Origin of the sequence: Allobosea sp. TAF32, from assembly GCF_052113585.1 — a bacterium.
In the GTDB taxonomy this organism is placed as follows: Bacteria; Pseudomonadota; Alphaproteobacteria; order Rhizobiales; family Beijerinckiaceae; genus Allobosea.
The window spans coordinates 119977-139990 of the sequence record NZ_JBFRDM010000006.1 but is presented as its reverse complement, the minus strand read 5'-3'; the positions used below and the strand labels follow the sequence as shown (position 1 = coordinate 139990).

Annotated in this window: 21 protein-coding genes; 13 read left to right on the top strand and 8 right to left on the bottom strand. The window is 66.8% G+C overall.

Translation table 11 applies throughout. The features are described 5' to 3' along the window. Position 1: 1 nt before the first annotated feature. Positions 2-1051 (top strand): DUF1176 domain-containing protein, encoded by a 1050-nt coding sequence (locus AB4Z16_RS14205; protein ID WP_441512003.1) that lies wholly within the window; start codon positions 2-4, stop codon positions 1049-1051. A 104-nt stretch (positions 1052-1155) separates the two neighbouring features. On the opposite strand, the gene AB4Z16_RS14200 is transcribed toward AB4Z16_RS14205, so the two are convergent. Beyond that, complete coding sequence (locus tag AB4Z16_RS14200; RefSeq protein WP_441512002.1) at positions 1156-2043, bottom strand: branched-chain amino acid aminotransferase; 888 nt, start codon at positions 2041-2043, stop codon at positions 1156-1158. Between the two features lie 147 nt (positions 2044-2190). On the opposite strand from AB4Z16_RS14200, the gene AB4Z16_RS14195 reads away from it, so the two are divergent. The 4 genes from AB4Z16_RS14195 (at position 2191) to AB4Z16_RS14180 (ending at position 5781) form a co-directional block, all read left to right on the top strand. Continuing rightward, positions 2191-2733, top strand: a complete 543-nt coding sequence (locus tag AB4Z16_RS14195; protein WP_441512001.1) for a MarR family winged helix-turn-helix transcriptional regulator — start codon at positions 2191-2193, stop codon at positions 2731-2733. Positions 2734-2816: 83 nt separating this feature from the next. Then, positions 2817-3560, top strand: a complete 744-nt coding sequence (locus AB4Z16_RS14190) for a response regulator (RefSeq protein ID WP_441512000.1) — start codon at positions 2817-2819, stop codon at positions 3558-3560. Positions 3561-3667: 107 nt separating this feature from the next. Next, entirely contained in the window at positions 3668-5014 is a 1347-nt protein-coding gene (locus tag AB4Z16_RS14185) for an ATP-binding protein (RefSeq protein WP_441512215.1), read from the top strand. Positions 5015-5082: 68 nt separating this feature from the next. Next, positions 5083-5781 carry an alpha/beta fold hydrolase gene (locus tag AB4Z16_RS14180; RefSeq protein WP_441511999.1) on the top strand — a complete coding sequence of 233 codons (699 nt, stop codon included), beginning with the start codon at positions 5083-5085 and terminating at the stop codon, positions 5779-5781. Here the strand turns inward: AB4Z16_RS14180 and AB4Z16_RS14175 are convergent. After that, complete coding sequence (locus AB4Z16_RS14175; RefSeq protein WP_441511998.1) at positions 5778-6680, bottom strand: LysR family transcriptional regulator; 903 nt, start codon at positions 6678-6680, stop codon at positions 5778-5780. The genes AB4Z16_RS14180 and AB4Z16_RS14175 overlap by 4 nt on opposite strands. Before the next feature lie 99 nt (positions 6681-6779). Here AB4Z16_RS14175 and AB4Z16_RS14170 point away from each other — a divergent pair, with 99 nt between their 5' ends. Both AB4Z16_RS14170 and AB4Z16_RS14165 read left to right on the top strand, forming a co-directional pair. Further along, positions 6780-7418, top strand: coding sequence for a glutathione S-transferase (locus AB4Z16_RS14170; protein ID WP_441511997.1), 639 nt, complete (start codon positions 6780-6782; stop codon positions 7416-7418). Beyond that, complete coding sequence (locus tag AB4Z16_RS14165) at positions 7408-8352, top strand: pyridoxamine 5'-phosphate oxidase family protein (protein WP_441511996.1); 945 nt, start codon at positions 7408-7410, stop codon at positions 8350-8352. Before AB4Z16_RS14170 ends, AB4Z16_RS14165 begins: the two co-directional genes overlap by 11 nt. Here the strand turns inward: AB4Z16_RS14165 and AB4Z16_RS14160 are convergent. The 6 genes from AB4Z16_RS14160 to AB4Z16_RS14135 all read right to left on the bottom strand — a co-directional run bounded on the left by AB4Z16_RS14160 (position 8349) and on the right by AB4Z16_RS14135 (position 13667). Then, on the bottom strand, positions 8349-8708 hold the full coding sequence (locus tag AB4Z16_RS14160) for a tRNA-binding protein (RefSeq protein WP_441511995.1): 360 nt from the start codon (positions 8706-8708) through the stop codon (positions 8349-8351). The genes AB4Z16_RS14165 and AB4Z16_RS14160 overlap by 4 nt on opposite strands. Further along, a complete protein-coding gene (locus AB4Z16_RS14155) occupies positions 8705-10702 on the bottom strand; it encodes a methyl-accepting chemotaxis protein (protein WP_441511994.1) in 1998 nt (665 codons plus the stop codon). Before AB4Z16_RS14155 ends, AB4Z16_RS14160 begins: the two co-directional genes overlap by 4 nt. A gap of 113 nt (positions 10703-10815) precedes the next feature. Further along, positions 10816-11568: a TetR/AcrR family transcriptional regulator gene (locus AB4Z16_RS14150; protein WP_441511993.1), complete on the bottom strand. Its 753-nt coding sequence runs from the start codon at positions 11566-11568 to the stop codon at positions 10816-10818. Between the two features lie 67 nt (positions 11569-11635). Further along, positions 11636-12457, bottom strand: a complete 822-nt coding sequence (gene proC, locus AB4Z16_RS14145) for a pyrroline-5-carboxylate reductase (protein ID WP_441511992.1) — start codon at positions 12455-12457, stop codon at positions 11636-11638. A gap of 117 nt (positions 12458-12574) precedes the next feature. Continuing rightward, positions 12575-13081 carry a type III secretion system chaperone family protein gene (locus AB4Z16_RS14140; RefSeq protein WP_441511991.1) on the bottom strand — a complete coding sequence of 169 codons (507 nt, stop codon included), beginning with the start codon at positions 13079-13081 and terminating at the stop codon, positions 12575-12577. 331 nt (positions 13082-13412) lie between these two features. Then, on the bottom strand, positions 13413-13667 hold the full coding sequence (locus tag AB4Z16_RS14135) for an accessory factor UbiK family protein (protein WP_441511990.1): 255 nt from the start codon (positions 13665-13667) through the stop codon (positions 13413-13415). A 140-nt stretch (positions 13668-13807) separates the two neighbouring features. Between AB4Z16_RS14135 and AB4Z16_RS14130 the strand changes: the two genes are divergently transcribed. The 6 genes from AB4Z16_RS14130 to AB4Z16_RS14105 all read left to right on the top strand — a co-directional run bounded on the left by AB4Z16_RS14130 (position 13808) and on the right by AB4Z16_RS14105 (position 19966). Next, positions 13808-14959: a M24 family metallopeptidase gene (locus AB4Z16_RS14130; protein WP_441511989.1), complete on the top strand. Its 1152-nt coding sequence runs from the start codon at positions 13808-13810 to the stop codon at positions 14957-14959. 61 nt (positions 14960-15020) lie between these two features. After that, a complete protein-coding gene (locus tag AB4Z16_RS14125) occupies positions 15021-15590 on the top strand; it encodes a hypothetical protein (protein ID WP_441511988.1) in 570 nt (189 codons plus the stop codon). Between the two features lie 191 nt (positions 15591-15781). Then, a complete protein-coding gene (locus AB4Z16_RS14120; protein WP_441511987.1) occupies positions 15782-16726 on the top strand; it encodes a ribose-phosphate pyrophosphokinase in 945 nt (314 codons plus the stop codon). A gap of 10 nt (positions 16727-16736) precedes the next feature. Beyond that, positions 16737-17462: a 7-cyano-7-deazaguanine synthase QueC gene (gene queC, locus AB4Z16_RS14115; RefSeq protein ID WP_441511986.1), complete on the top strand. Its 726-nt coding sequence runs from the start codon at positions 16737-16739 to the stop codon at positions 17460-17462. Beyond that, positions 17452-18015 (top strand): VUT family protein, encoded by a 564-nt coding sequence (locus AB4Z16_RS14110; protein WP_441511985.1) that lies wholly within the window; start codon positions 17452-17454, stop codon positions 18013-18015. Before queC ends, AB4Z16_RS14110 begins: the two co-directional genes overlap by 11 nt. A 94-nt stretch (positions 18016-18109) precedes the next feature. Further along, a complete protein-coding gene (locus AB4Z16_RS14105; RefSeq protein WP_441511984.1) occupies positions 18110-19966 on the top strand; it encodes a putative bifunctional diguanylate cyclase/phosphodiesterase in 1857 nt (618 codons plus the stop codon). Positions 19967-20014 lie beyond the last annotated feature (48 nt).

Genomic DNA, 20014 nt, shown 5'->3' with positions numbered 1-20014 from the left:
AATGCTGAGGGGCTTCGCTCTCGCCGGTGGGTGGGTGCTGCTCCCGGCCCTGGCCGCGGCGGCATCACCGGAGCCGAAGACGTTTCGCGACTGGATGGCCGGCTGCGACAATCTCAAGAGCTGCACCGCCCTGTCGCTGCCCCCGGAGAGCGCCGACGCCGTCGCCTATCTGCGCCTGGAACGCCCTGCCGGGCCTGACGGTGCGGCCAACCTCGTCCTGCGCTTGCGCGGCGACTGGAAGAAGCCTCCGGCAGCGCTTCAGCTCAAGCTCGACGGCGCGCCCTTCCCCGCCGGCGGCAAGCCGCTCCCGGCAGCGGCCGATGGTGACATGGTGTCGCTATCCTTCCAGCCTGCCGAGATCGCGACGCTGATCGAAGCAGCTCGGAAGGCAACCAAGCTCGCCATATCCGCGCCCGGTGTGACAGCGACCATTTCGTTGTCCGGCTCGGTCGCAGCAATGCTCTGGATCGACGAGCAGCAGGGCCGGCTGAACACGACTTCGGCTCTCGTCCGCAAGGGCAACGGCATCTCCGTTCCGGCAGCCCCGCCGCTGCCGATCGTCACGGCAAAGCCCGCGGCCGGCACGCTGTCGGAGAAGGACGGAAAAGCGCTCGCTGCGTCGCTGCGCAAGCAGATCAAACAACGGGACGCCGATCTTTGCGAGGATGACGAAATGCTGGTCGCGGCCGATGAGGCCTGGGCCCTCGACGGCGAGCGCCGCCTCGTTGGCCTGGCCTGCTCGCGCGGCGCCTACAACGTCTCCACTGGTTTCTGGATGGTGGAGCGCGGCGATGTCACAGCCGCGAAGCCTGTCGCTCTGCCGGAGGGCGAAGGCGATGCGAAGAACATGCTGACCAATGCTGATTTCGACCCGAAGACCGGCCGGCTGAGTTTCTTCGCCAAGGGCCGCGGGCTCGGCGACTGCGGCGCCACCGGCGGCTACGCCTGGACGGGCACCGCCTTCGTCCAGACCGAGCTCAGCATGATGGGCGAATGCCGCGGCATCGGCCCGGACGACTGGATCACGCTCTACCGGAGCGAAGTGAAATAGCCGCGTCATTCTCGGGCGGAGCAAGGCTTCGCCCGAGAATCTGGTGACGGAAGGTCACTGGTTTCCGAGATGCCCGGGTCAAGCCCGGGCACGACGGCTGCGTGTTACGCCGCCTTCGACTGCGGGCGCACCGCGGCCGAGTAATCTTCCATGATCACCTTGCCCATGTTTCCGGTGATGAAGCTGTACGGCCCGACCTCGGACACCAGCGTCACTTCGGCGGCCGAGCCGGTGATGAAGCACTCGTTGAAGCCTTCCAGCTCCTCCGGGCGGATGCGCCGCTCCACCACCTCGAAACCGCGCTGCTTGCACAAATCGATCACCGACTGACGGGTGATGCCGTTGAGGAAGCGATCGGCCAGCGGGGTGTGGACCACGCCGTCCTTGATGAAGAAGATGTTGGCGCCGGTGCATTCGGCGACATTGCCTTCCCAATCCAGCATCATCGCATCGGCATAGCCGGCGCGCTCCGCCTTATGCTTCGACAGCGAGCAGATCATGTAGAGGCCCGCCGCCTTCGCATGAACAGGCGCGCAGGCCGGGTCCGGCCGGCGATAATCGGCAACGTCGAGGCGCACGCCCTTCAGCTTCTGCGCCATGTCGAACATGCTCGGCCATTCCCACACCGCGATGGCGGTATGGATCTTGTTGTTGATGCCCGACACGGCCATCATCTCCGAGCCGCGCCAGGCGACGGGACGGAGATAGGCGTCCTTGAGCCCGTTCTCCTTCAGGCAGAGATACTTGGCTTCGTCCAGCTCGGCGACCGAATAGGGGATCGTGAAATCCATGATCTCGGCCGATTTGTGGAAGCGCTGCGAATGCTCCGCGCACTTGTAGATGACGCCGTCATAGGCGCGCTCGCCCTCGAACACGCAGGAGCCGTAGTGGAGCCCGTGGGTCAGTACGTGAATCTTGGCGTCCTTCCACGGCACGAGCTTGCCGTCGAACCAGATGACGCCGTCGCGCTGGTCGAAAGGAATGACTGACATGGGACCTTCTCCTGGGTGCTTCCTCGCTCCGAACTCCGGCACAGCCGATTTGGGAACGCAAGCATGGGTCTAAAGCTGCGCCGCGACGATCGGCTTTGAAATAATCGTTCGCTCAGCGCCCTTGACCGGTAATCTTCCGTCTGAGATATGTCAATAAGGCTGACCCAAATTTTTGGAAGCGTGCTTTTGACCTTGTCCGAACCTCGCCCTGACGACGCCCCCCTGAAGCCCTCGTCCGAGGCCGTTCCGCACGACCTGATCGAGCTGCTTTTCTTCGCCTATCGCGATTTCGTCGGAGACCCCGACAGGATACTCGCGGATTACGGCTTCGGCCGGGCGCATCACCGCGTCCTGCATTTCGTCCAGCGCTGTCCGGGTCTGACCATCGCCGAGCTGCTCGACATCCTGCAGATCACGAAGCAGAGCCTGAACCGCGTCCTCAAAGAGCTGGTCGAGAAAGGCTATATCGAGCAGCGCACCGGCCGGCAGGACAAGCGCCAGCGCCATCTCCACACAACCGCCGCCGGGCAGGACCTGGCGCTTCGCCTCGTCCGGCTCCAGGCCAAGCGCATCAACCGGGCGCTCGAGGGCGTCGGCCCCGAGGCAGCGGCAATCGCCGCGCAATACCTGGCCGCCTTGATCGATCCGGCGGAGCGGCCGAAGGTCGAACGCCTGCTGACGAAGCCCTGACAAGCGACCCGCCTCGCGCATTGTGCTATGGCAGCCGGGCACCGTGATCGTTCCCGGCCCGGATGCAGGAGCAAGGCGCAAGCATGATCGCCAGCGAGACCCTAGCGAAGCCGGCCCGCAAGCCGATCCCCGACGAGGCGCCGCATGTTCTCGTCGTCGATGACGACCGCCGCTTGCGCGATCTGCTGGCCCGCTTCCTCGGCGACAATGGCTACCGCGTCACCACCGCCGCCAATGCGGGCGAGGCGGACACGCGGCTCGGCAATCTCGTCTTCGACGCGATCGTGCTCGACGTGATGATGCCTGGCGAGAACGGCTTCGATTTCGCCCGCCGTTTCCGCGGCGGCTCCGCCGTCCCGATTCTGATGCTGACCGCCCGCGCCGACGGCAAGGACCGGATCAACGGCCTCGAGATCGGCGTCGACGACTATCTCGCCAAGCCCTTCGAGCCGCGCGAACTGCTCCTGCGCCTCGGCAACATCCTGAAGCGCACCGTAGTGGTCGAAGCCGCCCAATCCGGCACGCGCCCCGATTTCGTCCGCTTCGGTCCCTTCATCTATGGGCTGGCCCGTGGCGAACTGCGCAAAGGCGAGGAGACGATCCGCCTGACCGAGCGCGAGCGCGAGATCCTCACCGCGCTCGCCGAGCGCGCCGGCGAGGTCGTCCCGCGCGAGGAGCTGGCGGCTCAGGGTTCGGCTGCGAACGACCGTACGGTCGACGTGCAGATGAACCGGCTGCGCCGTAAGATCGAGCGCGATCCGGCCGATCCGCTCTATCTCCAGACCGCGCGCGGCGTCGGCTACAGGCTGGTGACGGACAGGACGTGACTCCGCTTCACCACGGCAGGAACAGGCAGTCGGCGCTGCGCGCTGTTGCGGCGGCTCTGACTCGCGGCCTTGCCGTGCTCGATGCGATCGGCCACCAACTCGGCCGAATCGTGCGCCCGGCGCTGAGGAGCGTCGGCCGCCCGCTCCAGATCATCGCGCGCTACATGCCCAAGGGGCTCTATCCGCGCGCGCTCGTCATCGTCATCGCGCCGGTGGTGCTGCTGCAATCGGTCATCGCCTACGTCTTCATGGAGCGACACTGGCAGCTCGTGACGCAGCGCCTGTCCTCCGCCGTCTCCGCCGACATCGCGATGCTGATCGATGTCTATGAGAGCTATCCGCAGGATGCCGACACCACGACGCTCTCGCGCATCGCCGCCGAGAGGCTCGGCATGGACGTCGACATCATCCCCGATTCCGATCTGCCGGCGCCGGGTCCCCGCCCCTTCTTCTCGCTGCTCGACAACGCGCTTTCAACCGAGCTCAGCCAGCAGGTCGCGCGCCCCTTCTGGCTCGACACGGTCGGCCGCTCCAGCCTGATCGAGATCCGCATCAAGCTCGGCAAGGACGTGATGCGCATCCTGACCCGGCGCAATGCGGCCTATGCCTCCAACAGCCACATCTTCCTGCTCTGGATGATCGGCACCTCGCTGATCCTGCTCACCATCGCCGTGCTGTTCCTGCGCAACCAGATCCGCCCCATCCTGAAGCTTGCGGATGCCGCGGAGGCCTTCGGCAAGGGCCGCGACGCCGATTTCCGCCCGCGCGGCGCGCGCGAAGTCCGCCGCGCCGGCAACGCCTTCATCGAGATGAAGCGGCGCGTCGAGCGCTCGATCGGCGAGCGCACGACGATGCTGAACGGCGTCAGCCACGATTTGCGCACCATCCTCACGCGCTTCCGGCTCTCGCTCGCCCTGATGGAGCGCTCCTCCGAGATCGAGGCGCTCGAGAAGGATGTCGACGAGATGAGCCGCATGCTCGAGGACTATCTCGCCTTCGCGCGCGGCGACGCAGGCGAGGTGCCGGTCGAGACCGATATCCGCTCCCTGCTGGAAGAGCTGAAGGCGGATGCCGAGCGCCAGGGCCATCAGACCGGGCTCGAGGTGGTTGGCGATCCGCTGGTCGTCATACGCCCGGACGCCTTCCGGCGCCTCCTGACCAATCTCGTCTCCAACGCCGCCCGCTATGGCGACCGCATCGCAATCCGCGCGACGCATGACGCGCGCTACCTGATCGTGATGGTCGACGACGACGGGCCGGGCATCCCGCCCGACCAGCGCGAGGAGGTCTTCCGTCCCTTCTTCCGTCTCGACGAAGCCCGCAATGTCGATGGCGGCGGCACGGGTCTCGGCCTCGCCATCGCTCGCGACATCGCCCGCGCACATGGCGGCGACATCATGCTGAGCGACTCGCCGCTCGGCGGCCTGCGCGCAACGGTGCGCCTGCCGGTCTGACCCAAAAATCCGCTCGACGCCGACCGACCCGTAACCATAGGTATTCGCGAAACTCATTGGGGCCGGTCATGCGGACGTTCCGGATTGCTGCAGCATTCCTTGCAACCTCCCTTCTCCTTTCCGCGACGGCGGCGCGCTGCGAAGAGGTTGTCGATCTCGGCGGGGGTCTCTTCGGCGGCGGCCGCGCGCTTCTGAACAAGCCTGCGGGAAAACCTCGTGCGGGGCTGGTCCTGCTGACCGGCGGCGACGGCTATGTCGGCATAGGCTCCGACGGGAGCGTCGAGCGCGACGGCAACTGGATCGTACGGACCCGCGGCGCCTATCTACGCAGCGGCATCGCCAGCATCACGCTCGATGCCAATGCCGACCCGGCAAAGGCTGTGGAATACATGCGCGCTCTTGCGCCGCGCGTCATCGTCGTGGCGATGAGCCGCGGCGCGCTCAAGGTTGCCGGCACCCTGCCGGCAAGGCCGGACGGCATCGTCTTCACCTCGGCCATGCTTGACCAGGCGCGGGACATGATCGGCGATCCCTCGCGCCTGCCCCCGACGCTCATCATCCATCATCGCCAGGACACCTGTCGCGTGACGCTGCCGGAATCGGCCGTGAGTTTTCAACAATGGACCGGTGGCAAAGCGCGGCTGCTCTGGATCGACGGCGGTTCCTCGACCGGGAACCCATGCCAGGCCCGTGCCTATCACGGCTTCATCGGCCGCGAGGGACAGGTCGTCTCCGCCATATCCGGTTTTGCGGGCTCGCTGCGCTAGGAACAACCGCCGATCGGCGCTAGCTGCGGCAACCGCGCGACGGCATGGTCGATGAAGGCACGCACGCGCGGCGCCGGCTGGCGCCCTCCCGGCATCACAAGCTGCACCGGCAGTGGCGCCGGCTCGAACTCAGGGAGCAGACGCATCAGCGTTCCCGCAGCCAGATCGTCGGCCGCCTGATAGGACAGCACTTGTGCCAGCCCGCGTCCGGCGCGCGCCGCGATCAGCACCGATTCCACCTCGTTGACGATGAGCCGCGGCGTCAGCACGATCCCGCTGCCGCGGCGGGCGCCCCGGAAACGCCAGGTCAGCGTCTGGTTGGCCGCGACGCTCGCGATCGTCTCATGGGCCGCGATATCGGCCGGGCGGCGCAATGGCGGGCAACGGGCGAGATAGGACGGCGCCGCGACGAGGACGCGCCGGACTTCCCCGACCTTGCGCATCAGCAAGCCCGAATTCGGCAGCGGTCCGATCCGGACCGCAATCTGCAGATCCTCTTCGATCAGATCGAGGTTCCTGTCGGCGAGCACGAGTTCGACCTGCACCTGGGGATAGCGGTCGAGAAACTCGGACACCAGCGGCGTGACATGCCGCCTGCCGAAGGCGAGCGGCGCCGTGATCCTCAGCAACCCGCTGACCGGCTCAGCCGCCGCGACGCCCAGCGCGGTTTCATAATCGGACAGGAGCCGCCGGGCAGTCGTCGCAAGCTCCCTGCCTGCATCGTTCGGCGTCAGCCGCCGCGTCGTGCGCGCGATCAGCTGGGCGCCGACGCGCTCTTCCAGCGCCGCGAGCGCCCGCGTCACGGCCGGGCGCGATTTGCGAAGGCGCCGCGCGGCTCCAGCAAGGCTGCCGGCATCGACGATCGCCACGAAGATCGCAAGCTCCTCGATCCGATCCACCGCACTGTTCCATCAATTGAAATTCTGATTTGGAGAGATAGCAGATTTCGACAGTTCTTCGAAACGATCATGATCCTGCACGCAAGCAGGAGCATCGCCATGTCATCGACCGAGATCGTCCTTTACGGCACCGCCCTTTCAGGCCACGCCCACCGCGTCGAGCTGCTGTTGCGCGCCCTCGGGCTGCCCTACCGGTTCGAGCCGGCGCCCGCGGAAGTTCGGCAGAGTGCGGCGTTCCGCAGGCTCAATCCGCTCGGTCAGATTCCCGTCCTGCAGGATGGCGAGCTGACGCTCGCCGACAGCAGTGCGATCATGGTCTATCTGGTGAAGCGCTACGCCCCGGACAGCGTCTGGCTGCCGGTTGATCCCGTCGGCGCGGCGCATGTCCAGCGCTGGCTTTCGATCGCTGCCCGCGAGGTCATGCACGGTCCCTCCATAGCGCGGCTGATCACGCAATTCGGCCTGAACGACGATAAGGCGCGCGCCAAGCGCATCGCGGCACGGCTCCTCGCCTTCATGGAGGAGCATCTGGCGGAGCGCGACTACCTGGCGGCTGTTGACCCGACGCTCGCCGATCTGGCCTGCTACTCCTACGTCGCTCACGCGCCGGAGGGTGGCATCCCGCTGAGCCCCTATCCGGCCGTGCGCCGCTGGCTGGCTCGCGTCGAAGCCCTGTCGTTCTTCAAGCCGATCCCGCCTTCTCCCCTGCCGGCCGAGCTCGACGACGATGCAGCCTGACGGTCCCTTTCATACCGGCGAACTCGCCGTGCAGGCGCGAGCTGGCGTCGTCGCGCGCGGCGCCGGCATCCGCAGTTTCATGCCGGATCAGCATCGCATCTTCTTCGGGCAGCTTCCCTGGCTCTTCGCCGGCGTGCTCGATGCAGAGGGCTGGCCGCTGGCGACGCCGCTCACCGGTGCGCGCGGCTTCGTGACCAGCCCGGAACCGACGAGCCTGTCGATTGTAACTCTGCCGCACCCTGACGATCCGGCATTCGAAGCGTTCCGGCCGGGCAACCCCATCGGCCTGCTCGGGCTCGAATTCGAAACCCGGCGCCGCAACCGCGCCAACGGCTGGATCGACGCGGTTGGAGACGATGGCTTTTCGGTTGCCGTCACCCAGAGCTTCGGCAACTGCGCCAAATATATCCAGGCGCGCAGCAGGGCCCCGAACGGCAGTGTTTCCACCGGACAATCCGCTAGTCTCTCCGGTCTCGATACGGCGGCCCGGACGTTGATCGCCAATGCCGATACGCTCTTCATTGCCAGCGCCGCTCCATTTGGGACATCGCCAGGCGGCGCCGACATCTCCCACCGCGGCGGGCGGCCGGGCTTCGTGCGCGTCGATGGCGATACGCTGACCATCCCGGATTTCGCGGGAAACAACTACTTCAACACGCTCGGAAACCTGCTGGAGCAGCCGCGGGCAGCCCTGCTCTTCGTCGACTTCCAGACGGGCACGACACTGCAATTGCAAGGCGTGGCGGAGATCGTCTGGGACGGGCCGGAGCTTGCCGGGCTGGGGGGATCGCAGCGCCTGTGGCGCTTTCACGTCACGCGGGGTTGGCGGCGCCCTCAGGCGCTGGCGCTGCGTTGGTCGGCGCCGGAATTCGCGCCGACCACTTTGCAGACCGGTCTCTGGTCTGCTCCTGCCGCTTTGATGCAGGCCGGCTAGTACAGCCTTCCGCCGTCCGGGACGCCATCGCCCGGCCCGATCAGCACGACCTCGCCCTCGGCGTCGGGAATGCCGAGCGTCAGCACCTCCGACATGAACTTGCCGATCTGGCGCGGCGGGAAGTTGACCACGGCGAGCACCTGCCGGCCCGGAAGATCCTCGGGCCGGTAGTGCCTGGTGATCTGGGCCGAGGATTTCTTGCGGCCGATAGTGCCGCCGAAATCGATGACGAGCTTGATCGAGGGCTTGCGCGCCTCGGGATAGGGCTCGGCTTCGACGATCGTCCCGACACGGATGTCGACCTTGAGGAAATCGTCGAAGCCGATCGGTGCGGCCGGTTCGGCGGGCGTGCTCAAAATTCCTCCCACCCATTGTCGCGGGCGTCGGCATCGGCCTTGTGGGCAGTTGCCGCGCTGCCATTATAGACCTTGCTGCCGGCCCGTGGCGCGGCGGTGCGGGGCGCTGCGGCCCGCGGCGCGGGTGCGACAGCCGCCTGCATCGTCCGCGCCATCGCCTTGAGCCCGGCGACATCGCTGCCGAGCTGGAAGCGTGCGACCAGCCCCGACAGGCGATCGGCCTCCTGCGACAGGGAATGGGCCGCAGCGGTCGACTGCTCGGCCATCGCAGCGTTCTGCTGCGTCGCCTGATCCATCTCGCCCACGGCGGAGTTGACCTCCTGCAGGCCCGAGGCCTGCTCCTGCGCGGCACCGGCGATCTCCGCCACCAGCCCGGTGACGCGGGTGATCTCGGACGCCATGCGCTGGAGTGCGCCGCCGGTCTGGCCGACGAGGGCGACGCCCTTCTCGACCTCGATCGTCGAAGCGTCGATCAGTGTCTTGATCTCCTTGGCGGCGGAGGCCGAACGCTGGGCCAGCGCCCGCACTTCGGAGGCGACGACGGCGAAGCCCTTGCCGGCGTCACCAGCGCGCGCCGCCTCGACCGAGGCGTTGAGCGCGAGCAGGTTGGTCTGGAAGGCGATCTCGTCGATCACGCCGACGATCTGCGAAATCTCCTGCGCCGATTTCTCGATGCCGCCCATCGCCGTCACCGCATCGCGTACGATGCTGGTGGATTGTTCGGCCTCGGTCTTGACCTGTTCCGTCGCCTGATTGGCGAGGCGGGCACTTTCGGCGGTCTGGCGCACCGTGGCAGTTAGTTCGTCGAGCGCAGTCGCGGTCTCCTCGACCGAGGAAGCCTGCTGTTCGGTGCGGCTGGCGAGGTCGTCCGCCGCCTGGCTGATCTCGGTCGAGCCCGCCTTCATGCTCTCGGTATTGGTCGCGATCTGCCGCATCGCATCCTGGAGCTTGGCGATGGCGCCGTTGAAGTCGCCCTTCAGCTTGGCGTACTCGGCGGTAAACGCCGCCTCGATCCGATAGGTCAGGTCGCCGTCGGAGAGCCGCTCCAGGCCGGTGGCGAGAGCCTGCACCACAGCGGCCTGGGTGCGCGCATGCTCGGCACGCTCGGTCTCATTGCGGCGGCGCTCGCCATCGGCGGCGCTGCGATGGTCCGCTGCTTCCTCCTCGGTGCGCAGCTTGTCGGCTTCCATCGCCTCCTTGGCCAGGGCCGCATCGCGGAAGACCTCCAGCGAGCGGGCCATCGAGCCCACCTCGTCGGAGCGCTCCTGATGCTCGATCACAGTGTCGAGCTGCCCCGAGGCGAGGTCGTCCATCGAACCCTTCAGCGAACGCAGCATGCTGGTGGCGCGACGGCTCAGCACGACGACGAGACCGAGCATGAGAAGGCCGAGCGGCACGAGCACCTTGGCGACGCCCGCGACCATGCTCATGAAGGCGGAGTCGACATCCTGCACATGCAGGCCGGAGCCAACCACCCACTGCCATTTCGGAATGCCGACGACATAGGAGATCTTGAGGGATGGCTGCTTGTCGCCGGCCTTGAGCCAGCCATAGTCGAGGAAGCCCTCGCCTTTCGCCTTCACCAGCGCGATCATGTCCTGGACGAAGAACTTGCCGTCCGCGTCCTTGAGCGGCTTCATGTCCGTCGACTGGATCTTCTTGTTGGCATGCAGGACGCTGATGCCGTCATAGTTGACGAGGAAGTAGTAGTTCCCGTCGTCGAAACGGGCATTGCCGAGGGCCGCCATCGCCATATTCTTGGCGTCGTCTTCCTTGAGCTCGCCGGCCTCGACCCGCGCCAGATAGCCTTTCACCGTCGTCGAAGCAGCCTCGACGAGATTCTTCATCTCGCCGCGCTTCAGCGCGATCATCTCGTTGCGGGCGGCGTTCAACGTGTAGCCGACGCTGCCGACGGCGATCAGCACGGCCAGGGCTGCGATCAGGGCGAATGAGCGGCTGATCGACAGGGTCGCAAGCTTCTTGAAGAAAGACATACGCGTTTCCTGCGCAGGAGGGACCCTTCACCTCGCGCAAATTGACTAAAACGCGCTTAACACCGACCCATTTCGGCCACATTTGGGCTGCTGCCAGGCAGCGGCGATCCGGCTCAGATCGCCGGCGCGTAATCCTCGTTGTCCTCGCCGCGCTCCGGGGCGCGCTCGCGCCGGCGCGTCTTCAGCGGTCGGCCGGAACAGATCGCCCGCGCCAGCCCTCTGAAGGGCGCCGTCAGGCGATGCATGTCCTCCGCCCGGGCCAGGATGCAGCTGGCCAGCTTCAGCTCGCGATCGAGCCGCGCCATGGTCTTCGACAATTCAGGTTGATCGTCATGGAGCCAGGTTTCGGACACCCGTGCCATCAACAGCACCGCGCCCTGCACCCGGAGATGACCGAGCGCATCCTCGGTCGGAATGCCGGCGGATGCCAGCATGTAGCGCCAGGAATTGACCGCGCCGCGATTGAGCGCCGCCAGCGCCAGCGGATCGCGCCGGATGACCGGCACGATCTTGCGCAGGCCCGCCTTGTACGGCGCCATCGCATCGAGCCGGCGCATCACCAGATCGAACATGCGCTCCTTGGCGGGCTCCCCCGCCAGATCCTCCGACGTGCCGGACAGAACCGCGTCGTCGACGAGGCGCGTGACCCCGCCCAGCATCGCGAGCTTGGAGGGGAAGAGCGCGCGCAGCTGCGCCAGGGTCAACCCGGCCTCACCGGCGATATCCGGCAGCTCGATCTGGTCCCACGCACGCTCGGCGGCGAGCTTCATCAGCGCATCGACGGCGCGCTTGCGCGGCTCGGCGGAATTGCCAGCCGGCATCGGCTCGGCGCCCGCCGGCGGCGTGGAAACGGGTTTGCGGACCATGGGGACAGCTCCTCTCGCTTCGCGTTGAAAAGAGGTTAGGCCGCTATCGTGGCATGTGGAAGGCCGATTAGCCGGAAAGCTCCCCGGCGCGACGTTTCGCGGCAGCCACCGCCTTGTTCATCAGCGGCTTCAGGCCGTCATCGGCCATGAGGACATCGAGCGCAGCGGCTGTGGTGCCACCCGGCGAGGTCACGTTCTGGCGCAGCGTTCCCGGCGGCAGCGGCGACTGGAACAGCAATTCGCCGGCGCCCTCCACCGTCGCCCGCGCCAGCCGCTCCGCCACGTCTGCAGGCAGCCCCGCCGCAGCCCCGGCTGCGGCCAGGCATTCAACCAGATGGAAGACATAAGCCGGGCCTGAGCCCGACACTGCCGTGACGGCGTCGATCAGCCCCTCATCGTCGAGCCACTCGACCTTGCCGATGCTGCCGAGCAGCGCATCGGCGCTGGCGCGCTGCGCCGCGCTCACGCCCTTGCCGGGCGCGGCAGCCGTCACGCCGCGCTGCACCGAGGCCGGCAGATTCGGCATCGCGCGAATGATCGCGGCGGCGTTCGGCAGGCGCGCCGCGAGGTCACCGAGCGTCTTGCCGGCCAGGATCGAGATCAGCAGCGTGCGGGGGTGGATGAATGCCTGGACGGCCGGCGCGGCGGTATCCAGCATCTGAGGCTTGGTCGCGAGGACGACGACATCGGCCGCCGGGATCTCCTTCGCGGAAGGATTAAGCCGCATCCCCTTCTCGCCGGCGAGTTCGACCATCTCGTCCGAGGGCTTGGGATCGATCAGGCTGATGCCCTTGGGATCGATGCCGATGCGCAGCCAGCCCTCCAGCATCGCTCCGCCCATCTTGCCGGCGCCGATAAGGACGAGCGATTGCGGAAGGAAATTCGACATGGTGGTTCTCGTCGCTTGGGACCAGGGCGTCATGCCCGGGCTTGCGCCGGGCATCCCAGGACCAGAGCCTGCAAGGGCTGGCCGGGTCAAGCCCGGCCGTGACGGCATTGCGGCCGCTCAGGCTTCGCCGATCGTCTCCAGGATGGCGCCTTCCATGCCCTCCTTGGCCGTCTTGCCGGCCCAGACGACGAACTGGAAAGCCTGATAGTAGCGCTCACAGGCCTCGACTGCCGTCTTGACCAGCGCCGCCGCCTGCTCGTCGGTCGGCTCTGCCCCGCCGGACAGCAGCAGGGCATGACGATACATCACCACGCTCTCGGTGCTCCAGAGATCGAAATGGCCGAGCCAGAGCTGCTCGTTGACAAGGCTTACCAGTTGCAGGACCTCGCCGCGCCGCCGCTCCGGCACCTTGAGATCGAAGGCGCAGGCGATGTGCAGCGCCTCGACCTCCGCGAGCCAGGTGATCGCGACGTGATACTCCGACCAGCCGCCGACAACGGAAACCGAGAGTTCGTCCTCGCTGTCGCGATCGAAGGACCAGTCATTGAGAGCGGCCAGGCGTTCAAACAGGTCGAGGGGGTTGGAAGGCCGATCCAGCTCGGCATCCATATCGAGTTCTATCATGCCCTAAGGTCCACCTTCCGGACGCTGGCGCATCCGGCGCGTTCGAGAACAGGAACACGGCGACTGGAAAGCCGAAGGAACGCAACACACCTCCGGAACGCTCCTGGGAGAGCGGCCCCATCCGTCGGCCAGAAGCGAATGCGCCCAACGAATCAATTCTTTCCACCGACGATAGCGCAGGCGCTGTGACGCTCCCAACACAGAGCGAAGGTCCGCGGATTCGGCCGGTGGGCTCAATCCCCCTGAGCTGCTGTCCACAACACATGGCTGTGGACATGACGTCACGACATGAAAGCTGTCGTTTGCACGCAGCCCCGTCAGGGCTTGCCGGTCAGGACTTGCCGAGCTTCTCCTCAAGCGCGGTAAGACGCGCCGCGAGCTTGTCGTTCTCCTCGCGGGCGATCAGCGCCATCTCGCGCACCGCCTCGAATTCCTCGCGGGTGACAACGTCGAGATCGCGCAGCAGGCGCTCGATCTGCGTCTTCACCACGGTCTCGACCTCCCGGCGCACGCCTTGCGCGGCTCCGGCTGCATCGGTGGCGAGGCGGGCGATGTCGTCGAGGATGCGGTTGCCGGGGTTCACCATGGCTCTCTCCCATCGGGGCGAAACTTTCAGAGCAAAGCCTATAGGCAGCGCGGACCGGCGCCGCAATTGCGACCGGAGGTCCGGCTTGCTCGCAGGCCATGGCCACGATCAGATGCCCGCCCGGCTTGAGGAGACGCATCATGGCCCTGCATTTCACGCCCACCGAATTCGCCCGCCGCCGCACAGCCCTCCTCGCCGCGATGCAGGCAGACCGGCTCGATGCGCTCTTTCTGTTCCAGCAGGAATCGATGTTCTGGCTGACCGGCTATGACACCTTCGGCTTCTGCTTCTTCCAGTGTCTCGTCGTCAGGGCCGACGGGACCATGGCGCTGCTGACCCGCTCGGCGGATCTCCGCCAGGCACAGCACACTTCCAACCTCGACGACATCCGCATCTGGAAGGACGGACGCGACGCCAATCCGGCCCGCGACCTCCTGGCGCTCGCGCGCGATCATGGCCTGTCCGGCAAGCGCATCGGCGTCGAGTTCGAGTCACATGGCCTTGTCGCCTCGAACTACCACAAGCTGGACGCCGCCTTCACCGGCCAGGCCGAGCTCCTCGACGCCTCGGCGATCGTCACGCGGCTGCGCGCCGTGAAATCGGACGAGGAGGTCGTCTATGTCCGCAGCGCGGCAGCGCTGGCCGACGCGGCCGACCGGGCAGCTCTCGACGCCATCCGGGCCGGCGCTGACGAGGGCGAGATCCTCGCCGCCCAGCACAACGCGATATTCGCGGGCGGCGGCGACTACCCGGCCAACGAATTCATCATCGGCTCGGATCGAGACGCCCTGCTCTGCCGCTACAAATCCGGCCGGCGCAGGCTCGGCGCCAGCGACCAGATCACCCTGGAATTCGCCGGCGTCGACCGGCACTACCATGTCGCGGCGATGCGTACCGTCGTGGTCGGCGATCCCCGCCCTCTGCACCGCCCCTATCATGCCGCCGCCCGCGACGCGCTGCTCGCCTGCGAGGCCGCGCTGAAGCCGGGCCGCACCGCGGGTGACGTCTTCGCTGCCCATGCCCGCGTCTTCGACGAGCACGGCTTGGCACAGCACCGGCTCAACGCCTGCGGCTATTCGCTGGGCGCCAAATTCACACCGTCCTGGATGGACTGGCCGATGTTCTACGAGGCCAATGACTGGGAAATCGTGCCGGGGATGGTGATGTTCGCCCACATGATCCTGATGGATTCCGACAGTGAGACCGCGATGTGCCTGGGCCGCACCTATCTGGTGGGCAACGAGGGCGCCGAGGCGCTGAATTTGCCTGAGCTGGACCTCGTCCTCCGTTAAGCCTAGAAAAGCTGCACAGGGAATCTCGAAGCAGTCCACAGCCCAAAGGGCGGGAGGCGTCATGATCAACCGTTTGAGCGGCCTCGTTCTGGGGCCGGTTTTTGCGCTGGCGCTCGCCGGATGCCAGGAAACCAGCCAGACCGCAGCCCGCCCGCGCGTCGATGCACCGGGCGTTCCGGTCTCGGTCCAGAGCATTTCCGGGGCGCCGGAAGACGTCACCACCAGCTTCGCCGGCCTGCTCGGCGAGGCCGCGGCCGAGCGCAAGATGGAGATCGTTCCGGGCAACAAGCCGGCGCGCTTCCGCGTCAAGGGCTATCTCACGGCACAGCCGACGGAGGACGGCCAGACGTCGCTCGCCTTCGTCTGGGACGTCTACGACTCGACGAAGCAGCGCGCCCAGCGTGTTCAGGGCGAGAGCATCGGCCGGCGCAGCAGCAGCTCCGATCCCTGGGCCGGCATCGACCGGACCATCGTCGCCAAGGCCGCCTCCGACTCGATGGATGCGATCGCGAGCTTCCTCGTCACCACCCCGGCCGTCGAGACGCTGGGCGGCGACAAGGACAAGAAGGCCGACAAGCCGGCGAAGCCTGCCACCAAGGTCGCCGCTACCACCGACAAGAAAAAGAGCTGAACGCCCGCGTTCGCTCCCTTCGGCGACGCAGCGTCAGTGGATTCTGGGCCACGCCGGCGCCGCGAGCGCTTTTTGCGCAGCGATTATTGCAGCGCAGCGGTCGACTCCATGTCATCGCACTGTTAAGAGCCGTTCGAATTGAGCCGGCCTAGCCGGCTCGTGCCCCGCCTTGTCCAACGGTGCGCCACGGCATGCCCTCTCATTTCAAAGTCGTCGCCGGCAACTCCAACCGGCCGCTTGCAGAAGCCATCTGCAGCCATCTCAGCATTCCCCTCGCCAAGGCCACGGTGCGGCGCTTTGCCGACATGGAGGTCTTCGTCGAGATCCAGGAGAATGTGCGCGGGCAGGATGTCTTCGTCATCCAGTCCACCTCGTTCCCCACCAACGACCACCTGATGGAGCTGCTGATCATCACCGATGCGCTGCGCCGCTCCTCGGCGCGCCGCATCACGGCGGTGATCCCCTATTTCGGCTATGCCAGGCAGGATCGGCGCGCGTCGGGCCGCACCCCGATCTCGGCCAAGCTGGTCGCCAACCTCATCGCCCATGCCGGCGTCGACCGCGTGCTGACGCTCGATCTCCACGCCGGCCAGATCCAGGGCTTCTTCGACATCCCGACCGACAATCTGTTCGGCGCCCCGCTCATGGCGCGCGACATCAAGGACCGGCTGGAGTGGAAGAACGCCATGGTCGTGTCGCCGGACGTCGGCGGCGTGGTCCGCGCCCGCGCGCTCGCCAAGCGAATCGACGCTCCGCTCGCCATCGTCGACAAGCGCCGCGACCGGCCGGGCGAATCGGAAGTGATGAACATCATCGGCTCGGTCGAGGGCCGCTCCTGCATCCTGATCGACGACATCGTCGACTCCGGCGGCACGCTGGTGAACGCCGCCGAGGCGCTGCTCGAGCAGGGTGCCAAGGAGGTCTACGCCTACATCACCCATGGCGTGCTCTCGGGCGGCGCGGTCGCCCGCATCGCTTCCTCGAAGCTCAAGGAACTGGTCATCACCGACTCGATCATGCCGACCGAGGCGGTGAAGGTCGCGCGCAATATCCGCGTCATCTCCATCGCCGGGCTGATGGGCGAGGCGATCGAGCGCACGGCGAGCGAGACCAGCGTGTCCAGCCTGTTCGACTGAGGATGGTCACTTGAGGTCCGGCGCGCTCGTCCTGTTTTCCGGCGGCCAGGACTCCACCACCGTGCTGGCCTGGGCGCTCGATCGTTTCGACACCGTCGAGACGATCGGCTTCGACTACGGCCAGCGTCACCTCGTCGAGATGGAGTGCCGCCTCGCCATTCGGGAGAAGCTGCCGACGCTCTCCTCCGGCTATGCCGAGCGGCTCGGCCCCGATCATCTCGTCGACCTGAAGGCGCTCGGTGCGATTTCGGAAACCGCGCTGACGCGCGAGACCGAAATCAGCTTCGCCGAGACCGGCCTGCCGACCACCTTCGTGCCCGGCCGCAACCTGATCTTCCTGACATTCGCCGCAGCCCTCGCCTATCGGCGCGGCCTGAAGCACATCGTCCTCGGCGTCTGCGAGACCGACTATTCCGGCTATCCCGATTGCCGGGACGATACGATCAAGGCGATGCAGGTGGCGCTCGGCCTCGGCCTCGACCGCCGGCTCGTGCTCCACACGCCGCTGATGTGGCGCGACAAGGCGCAGACCTTCGCTCTGGCGCGGGAACTCGGCGGGCAGGCCCTCCTCGATCTCGTCCTGGAGGAAACCCATAGCTGCTATCTGGGCGACAGGACGACTCGGCACGGCTGGGGTTTCGGCTGCGGCCATTGCCCGGCCTGCGATTTGCGCGCAAAAGGCTTCGCGGCCTATCTCGTGTCACCCGACGACAGCGGACCCTCTTATGAATCGTGATCACCAGCGGCGGCTCGAAGGCATCGTCGCGCTCGTGCTGTTCGGTCTCACCATTCCGGCGGCCAACTGGCTCATCGGCAATGCCGGCACCGTCTGCGTGCCGAACGGCCCCTGCCTCGTGCCGGTCTGGCCGGGGATCATGGCGCCGAGCGGCGTCCTGATGGTCGGGCTTGCGCTCGTGCTGCGCGACCTCGTGCAGCGCCGTCTCGGTACGCTTGCGGGGCTCGGCGCGATCGCCGTCGGCGCGCTGATCTCGGCCCTGCTTGCCCCCGCGGCCATCGTGATCGCCTCCGTCTCGGCCTTCCTGCTGTCGGAGCTCGCCGATTTCGCCATCTACACGCCCCTGCAGCGCCGCCGCTTCCTGACGGCGGTCTTCGCCTCCGGCATCGTCGGCCTCGTCGTCGACAGCATCGTCTTCCTGCACCTCGCCTTCGGCAGCCTGGATTTCCTTACCGGCCAGGTCATCGGCAAGGCCTGGATGGTGCTGTTCGCGCTGCCGCTGATGCATCTGCTGCGCCGCCGCGACGAGCGCCTCGGCCTCGCCGCCGCCTGAGCGGATAAAGTTTGAATCGGCCCCTCAATCGGCCCTTAAGCCGATTGAGTTAGAATTTGCGTTCTTCGACAAGCCCTTCTCTGTCGGGAACAGCGTGATCAAGCCCTCCGACCGCCTGCAGGCCCTGCAGAACGATATTCTGGAAGACATCGCGCGCGGGGAAACGCTCGCCTTGTGCATGGAACGGCTGTGCCACCGGGCGGAAGCGATCTCGCCCGGCGTGATCTGTTCGGTCGTGACGGTCGATGATGAGGGTCATCTGCGCCCCCTCGCCTCGCCGAGTCTCCCCGATCACTATGCCGCCGCCATCGCCGGCACGCCGACGGGCCCCCGTGCCGGCTCCTGTGGCACCGCGGTCCATCGCGCCGTCCCCGTCGAGGTGACTGACATCGCGACCGACCCGCTCTGGGCAGCCTATACGCAGCTCGTCCTGCCGCTCGGCCTCAGAGCCTGCTGGTCGACCCCGATCAAGGCACGGGACGGCCGCGTCGTCGGTGCCTTCGCCTTCTATTTCCGCAAGCCCCGCCGGCCGCGAGCTCTCGAGCGCCGCATCGTCGCGACCTGCGTCCACCTCTGCGCCATTGCGATCGAGCACGACGAAGTGCGCGCCCGCAATCACCATCTCGCCTATTTCGACACGCTGACCAGGCTGCCGAACCGGGCCCAGTTCAACGACGCCATCACCGCAATGAGCACGGCTTCGCGGCGCTACGGGCTGATGCTGATCGATATCGATCACCTCAAAACGGTGAACGATACGCTCGGCCATGCCGCCGGCGACAGTCTTATCGCCGGCGTCGGCGACCGCCTGAACACGGCTCTGATCGGTTGCCTGTCCTGCCGGATCGGTGGCGACGAATTCGCCGTCCTGGTCCCGGATTGCGACAGTCCCGCTCGAATGCGCAGCCTCGCCTCCGCCGCTCTCGCCGCAATTGCCGCCGCGCCGCTGGAACATGACGGGCACAGCATTCAGCCGAGCGTCACGATCGGCGGCGCGCTCGCCGGCGAGGATGGCGAGGACAGCGTGACGCTGCGGCAGAATGCCGACCTCGCGCTGTACCATGCCAAGGAGACCCGCCGCGGCCGCTATGTGCGCTTCCGCCGCAAGCTGCGCAGCGCGATGATGCATCGCACCCGAATCCGCAAGGATGTCGACGGCGCGCTCGGCGGCGAGCGCATCGTGCCGTACTACCAGCCGATCATCCGGCTCGACACCGCCGAGATTGTCGGCGTCGAGGCCCTCGCCCGCATGCGGCAGGACGACGGGCGCATCGTCACGGCCGGCGAATTTCAGGAAGCTTTGCAGGATCCCAAGATCGCCCACCGCATCACCACACAGATGCTGGCTTTGGTCGCGTCCGACATGGCCGAATGGCAGAGTGCAGGCCTGCATATCCACCACGCCAGCGTGAACGTGACCTCTGCCGACTTCCAGAAGGGGGACCTGGCGCAACGCGTGGCCCGGGCGCTCGACAAGGCCGGTCTGCCGATGCGCCACCTCGTCGTCGAGGTGACCGAGCAGGTCTTCATGGGCAGCCGCAGGGACGGTGTTGCGCGGACGATGGAAGCGCTGCGCGCCTGCGGCATGCTGGTCGCACTGGACGATTTCGGCACCGGTTTCGCCTCGCTGACCCATCTGCTCGATTTTCCGATCGACATCATCAAGATCGACCGCTCCTTCGTCAGCGCGATCGACAGCGGCGCCCGCAGTGCCGTCATCGTCGAATCCCTGCTGACGATGACACGCCGTCTCGGCATGAAGATCATCGCCGAAGGCATCGAGACGCAGTCGCAAGCTCAGCGCCTCGAGGAGATGGGCTGCCGTTTCGGGCAGGGCTTTCTCTATTCGCCGCCTGTGCCGGCGCTGGTCATCCGCGAGCTCCTGCAACGCTTCGGCCAGGCAACCCCGGCCACTGCGCTCCAGCGCGAAGCCGTCGCGAACGCCGCCTGACGCAACGGGGTTGAGATTGCGCCGGTTTTAGCCTATGAGCAGCCGCGC

Bases quoted from the DNA above. Each gene is read 5' to 3' on its own strand.
- AB4Z16_RS14205 (WP_441512003.1), top strand. From the start codon at position 2: ATGCTGAGGGGCTTCGCTCTCGCCGGTGGGTGGGTGCTGCTCCCGGCC.
- AB4Z16_RS14200 (WP_441512002.1), bottom strand. From the start codon at position 2,043: ATGTCAGTCATTCCTTTCGACCAGCGCGACGGCGTCATCTGGTTCGAC.
- AB4Z16_RS14195 (WP_441512001.1), top strand. From the start codon at position 2,191: ATGTCAATAAGGCTGACCCAAATTTTTGGAAGCGTGCTTTTGACCTTG.
- AB4Z16_RS14190 (WP_441512000.1), top strand. From the start codon at position 2,817: ATGATCGCCAGCGAGACCCTAGCGAAGCCGGCCCGCAAGCCGATCCCC.
- AB4Z16_RS14180 (WP_441511999.1), top strand. From the start codon at position 5,083: ATGCGGACGTTCCGGATTGCTGCAGCATTCCTTGCAACCTCCCTTCTC.
- AB4Z16_RS14170 (WP_441511997.1), top strand. From the start codon at position 6,780: ATGTCATCGACCGAGATCGTCCTTTACGGCACCGCCCTTTCAGGCCAC.
- AB4Z16_RS14165 (WP_441511996.1), top strand. From the start codon at position 7,408: ATGCAGCCTGACGGTCCCTTTCATACCGGCGAACTCGCCGTGCAGGCG.
- AB4Z16_RS14155 (WP_441511994.1), bottom strand. From the start codon at position 10,702: ATGTCTTTCTTCAAGAAGCTTGCGACCCTGTCGATCAGCCGCTCATTC.
- AB4Z16_RS14150 (WP_441511993.1), bottom strand. From the start codon at position 11,568: ATGGTCCGCAAACCCGTTTCCACGCCGCCGGCGGGCGCCGAGCCGATG.
- proC (WP_441511992.1), bottom strand. From the start codon at position 12,457: ATGTCGAATTTCCTTCCGCAATCGCTCGTCCTTATCGGCGCCGGCAAG.
- AB4Z16_RS14140 (WP_441511991.1), bottom strand. From the start codon at position 13,081: ATGATAGAACTCGATATGGATGCCGAGCTGGATCGGCCTTCCAACCCC.
- AB4Z16_RS14135 (WP_441511990.1), bottom strand. From the start codon at position 13,667: ATGGTGAACCCCGGCAACCGCATCCTCGACGACATCGCCCGCCTCGCC.
- AB4Z16_RS14130 (WP_441511989.1), top strand. From the start codon at position 13,808: ATGGCCCTGCATTTCACGCCCACCGAATTCGCCCGCCGCCGCACAGCC.
- AB4Z16_RS14125 (WP_441511988.1), top strand. From the start codon at position 15,021: ATGATCAACCGTTTGAGCGGCCTCGTTCTGGGGCCGGTTTTTGCGCTG.
- AB4Z16_RS14120 (WP_441511987.1), top strand. From the start codon at position 15,782: ATGCCCTCTCATTTCAAAGTCGTCGCCGGCAACTCCAACCGGCCGCTT.
- AB4Z16_RS14110 (WP_441511985.1), top strand. From the start codon at position 17,452: ATGAATCGTGATCACCAGCGGCGGCTCGAAGGCATCGTCGCGCTCGTG.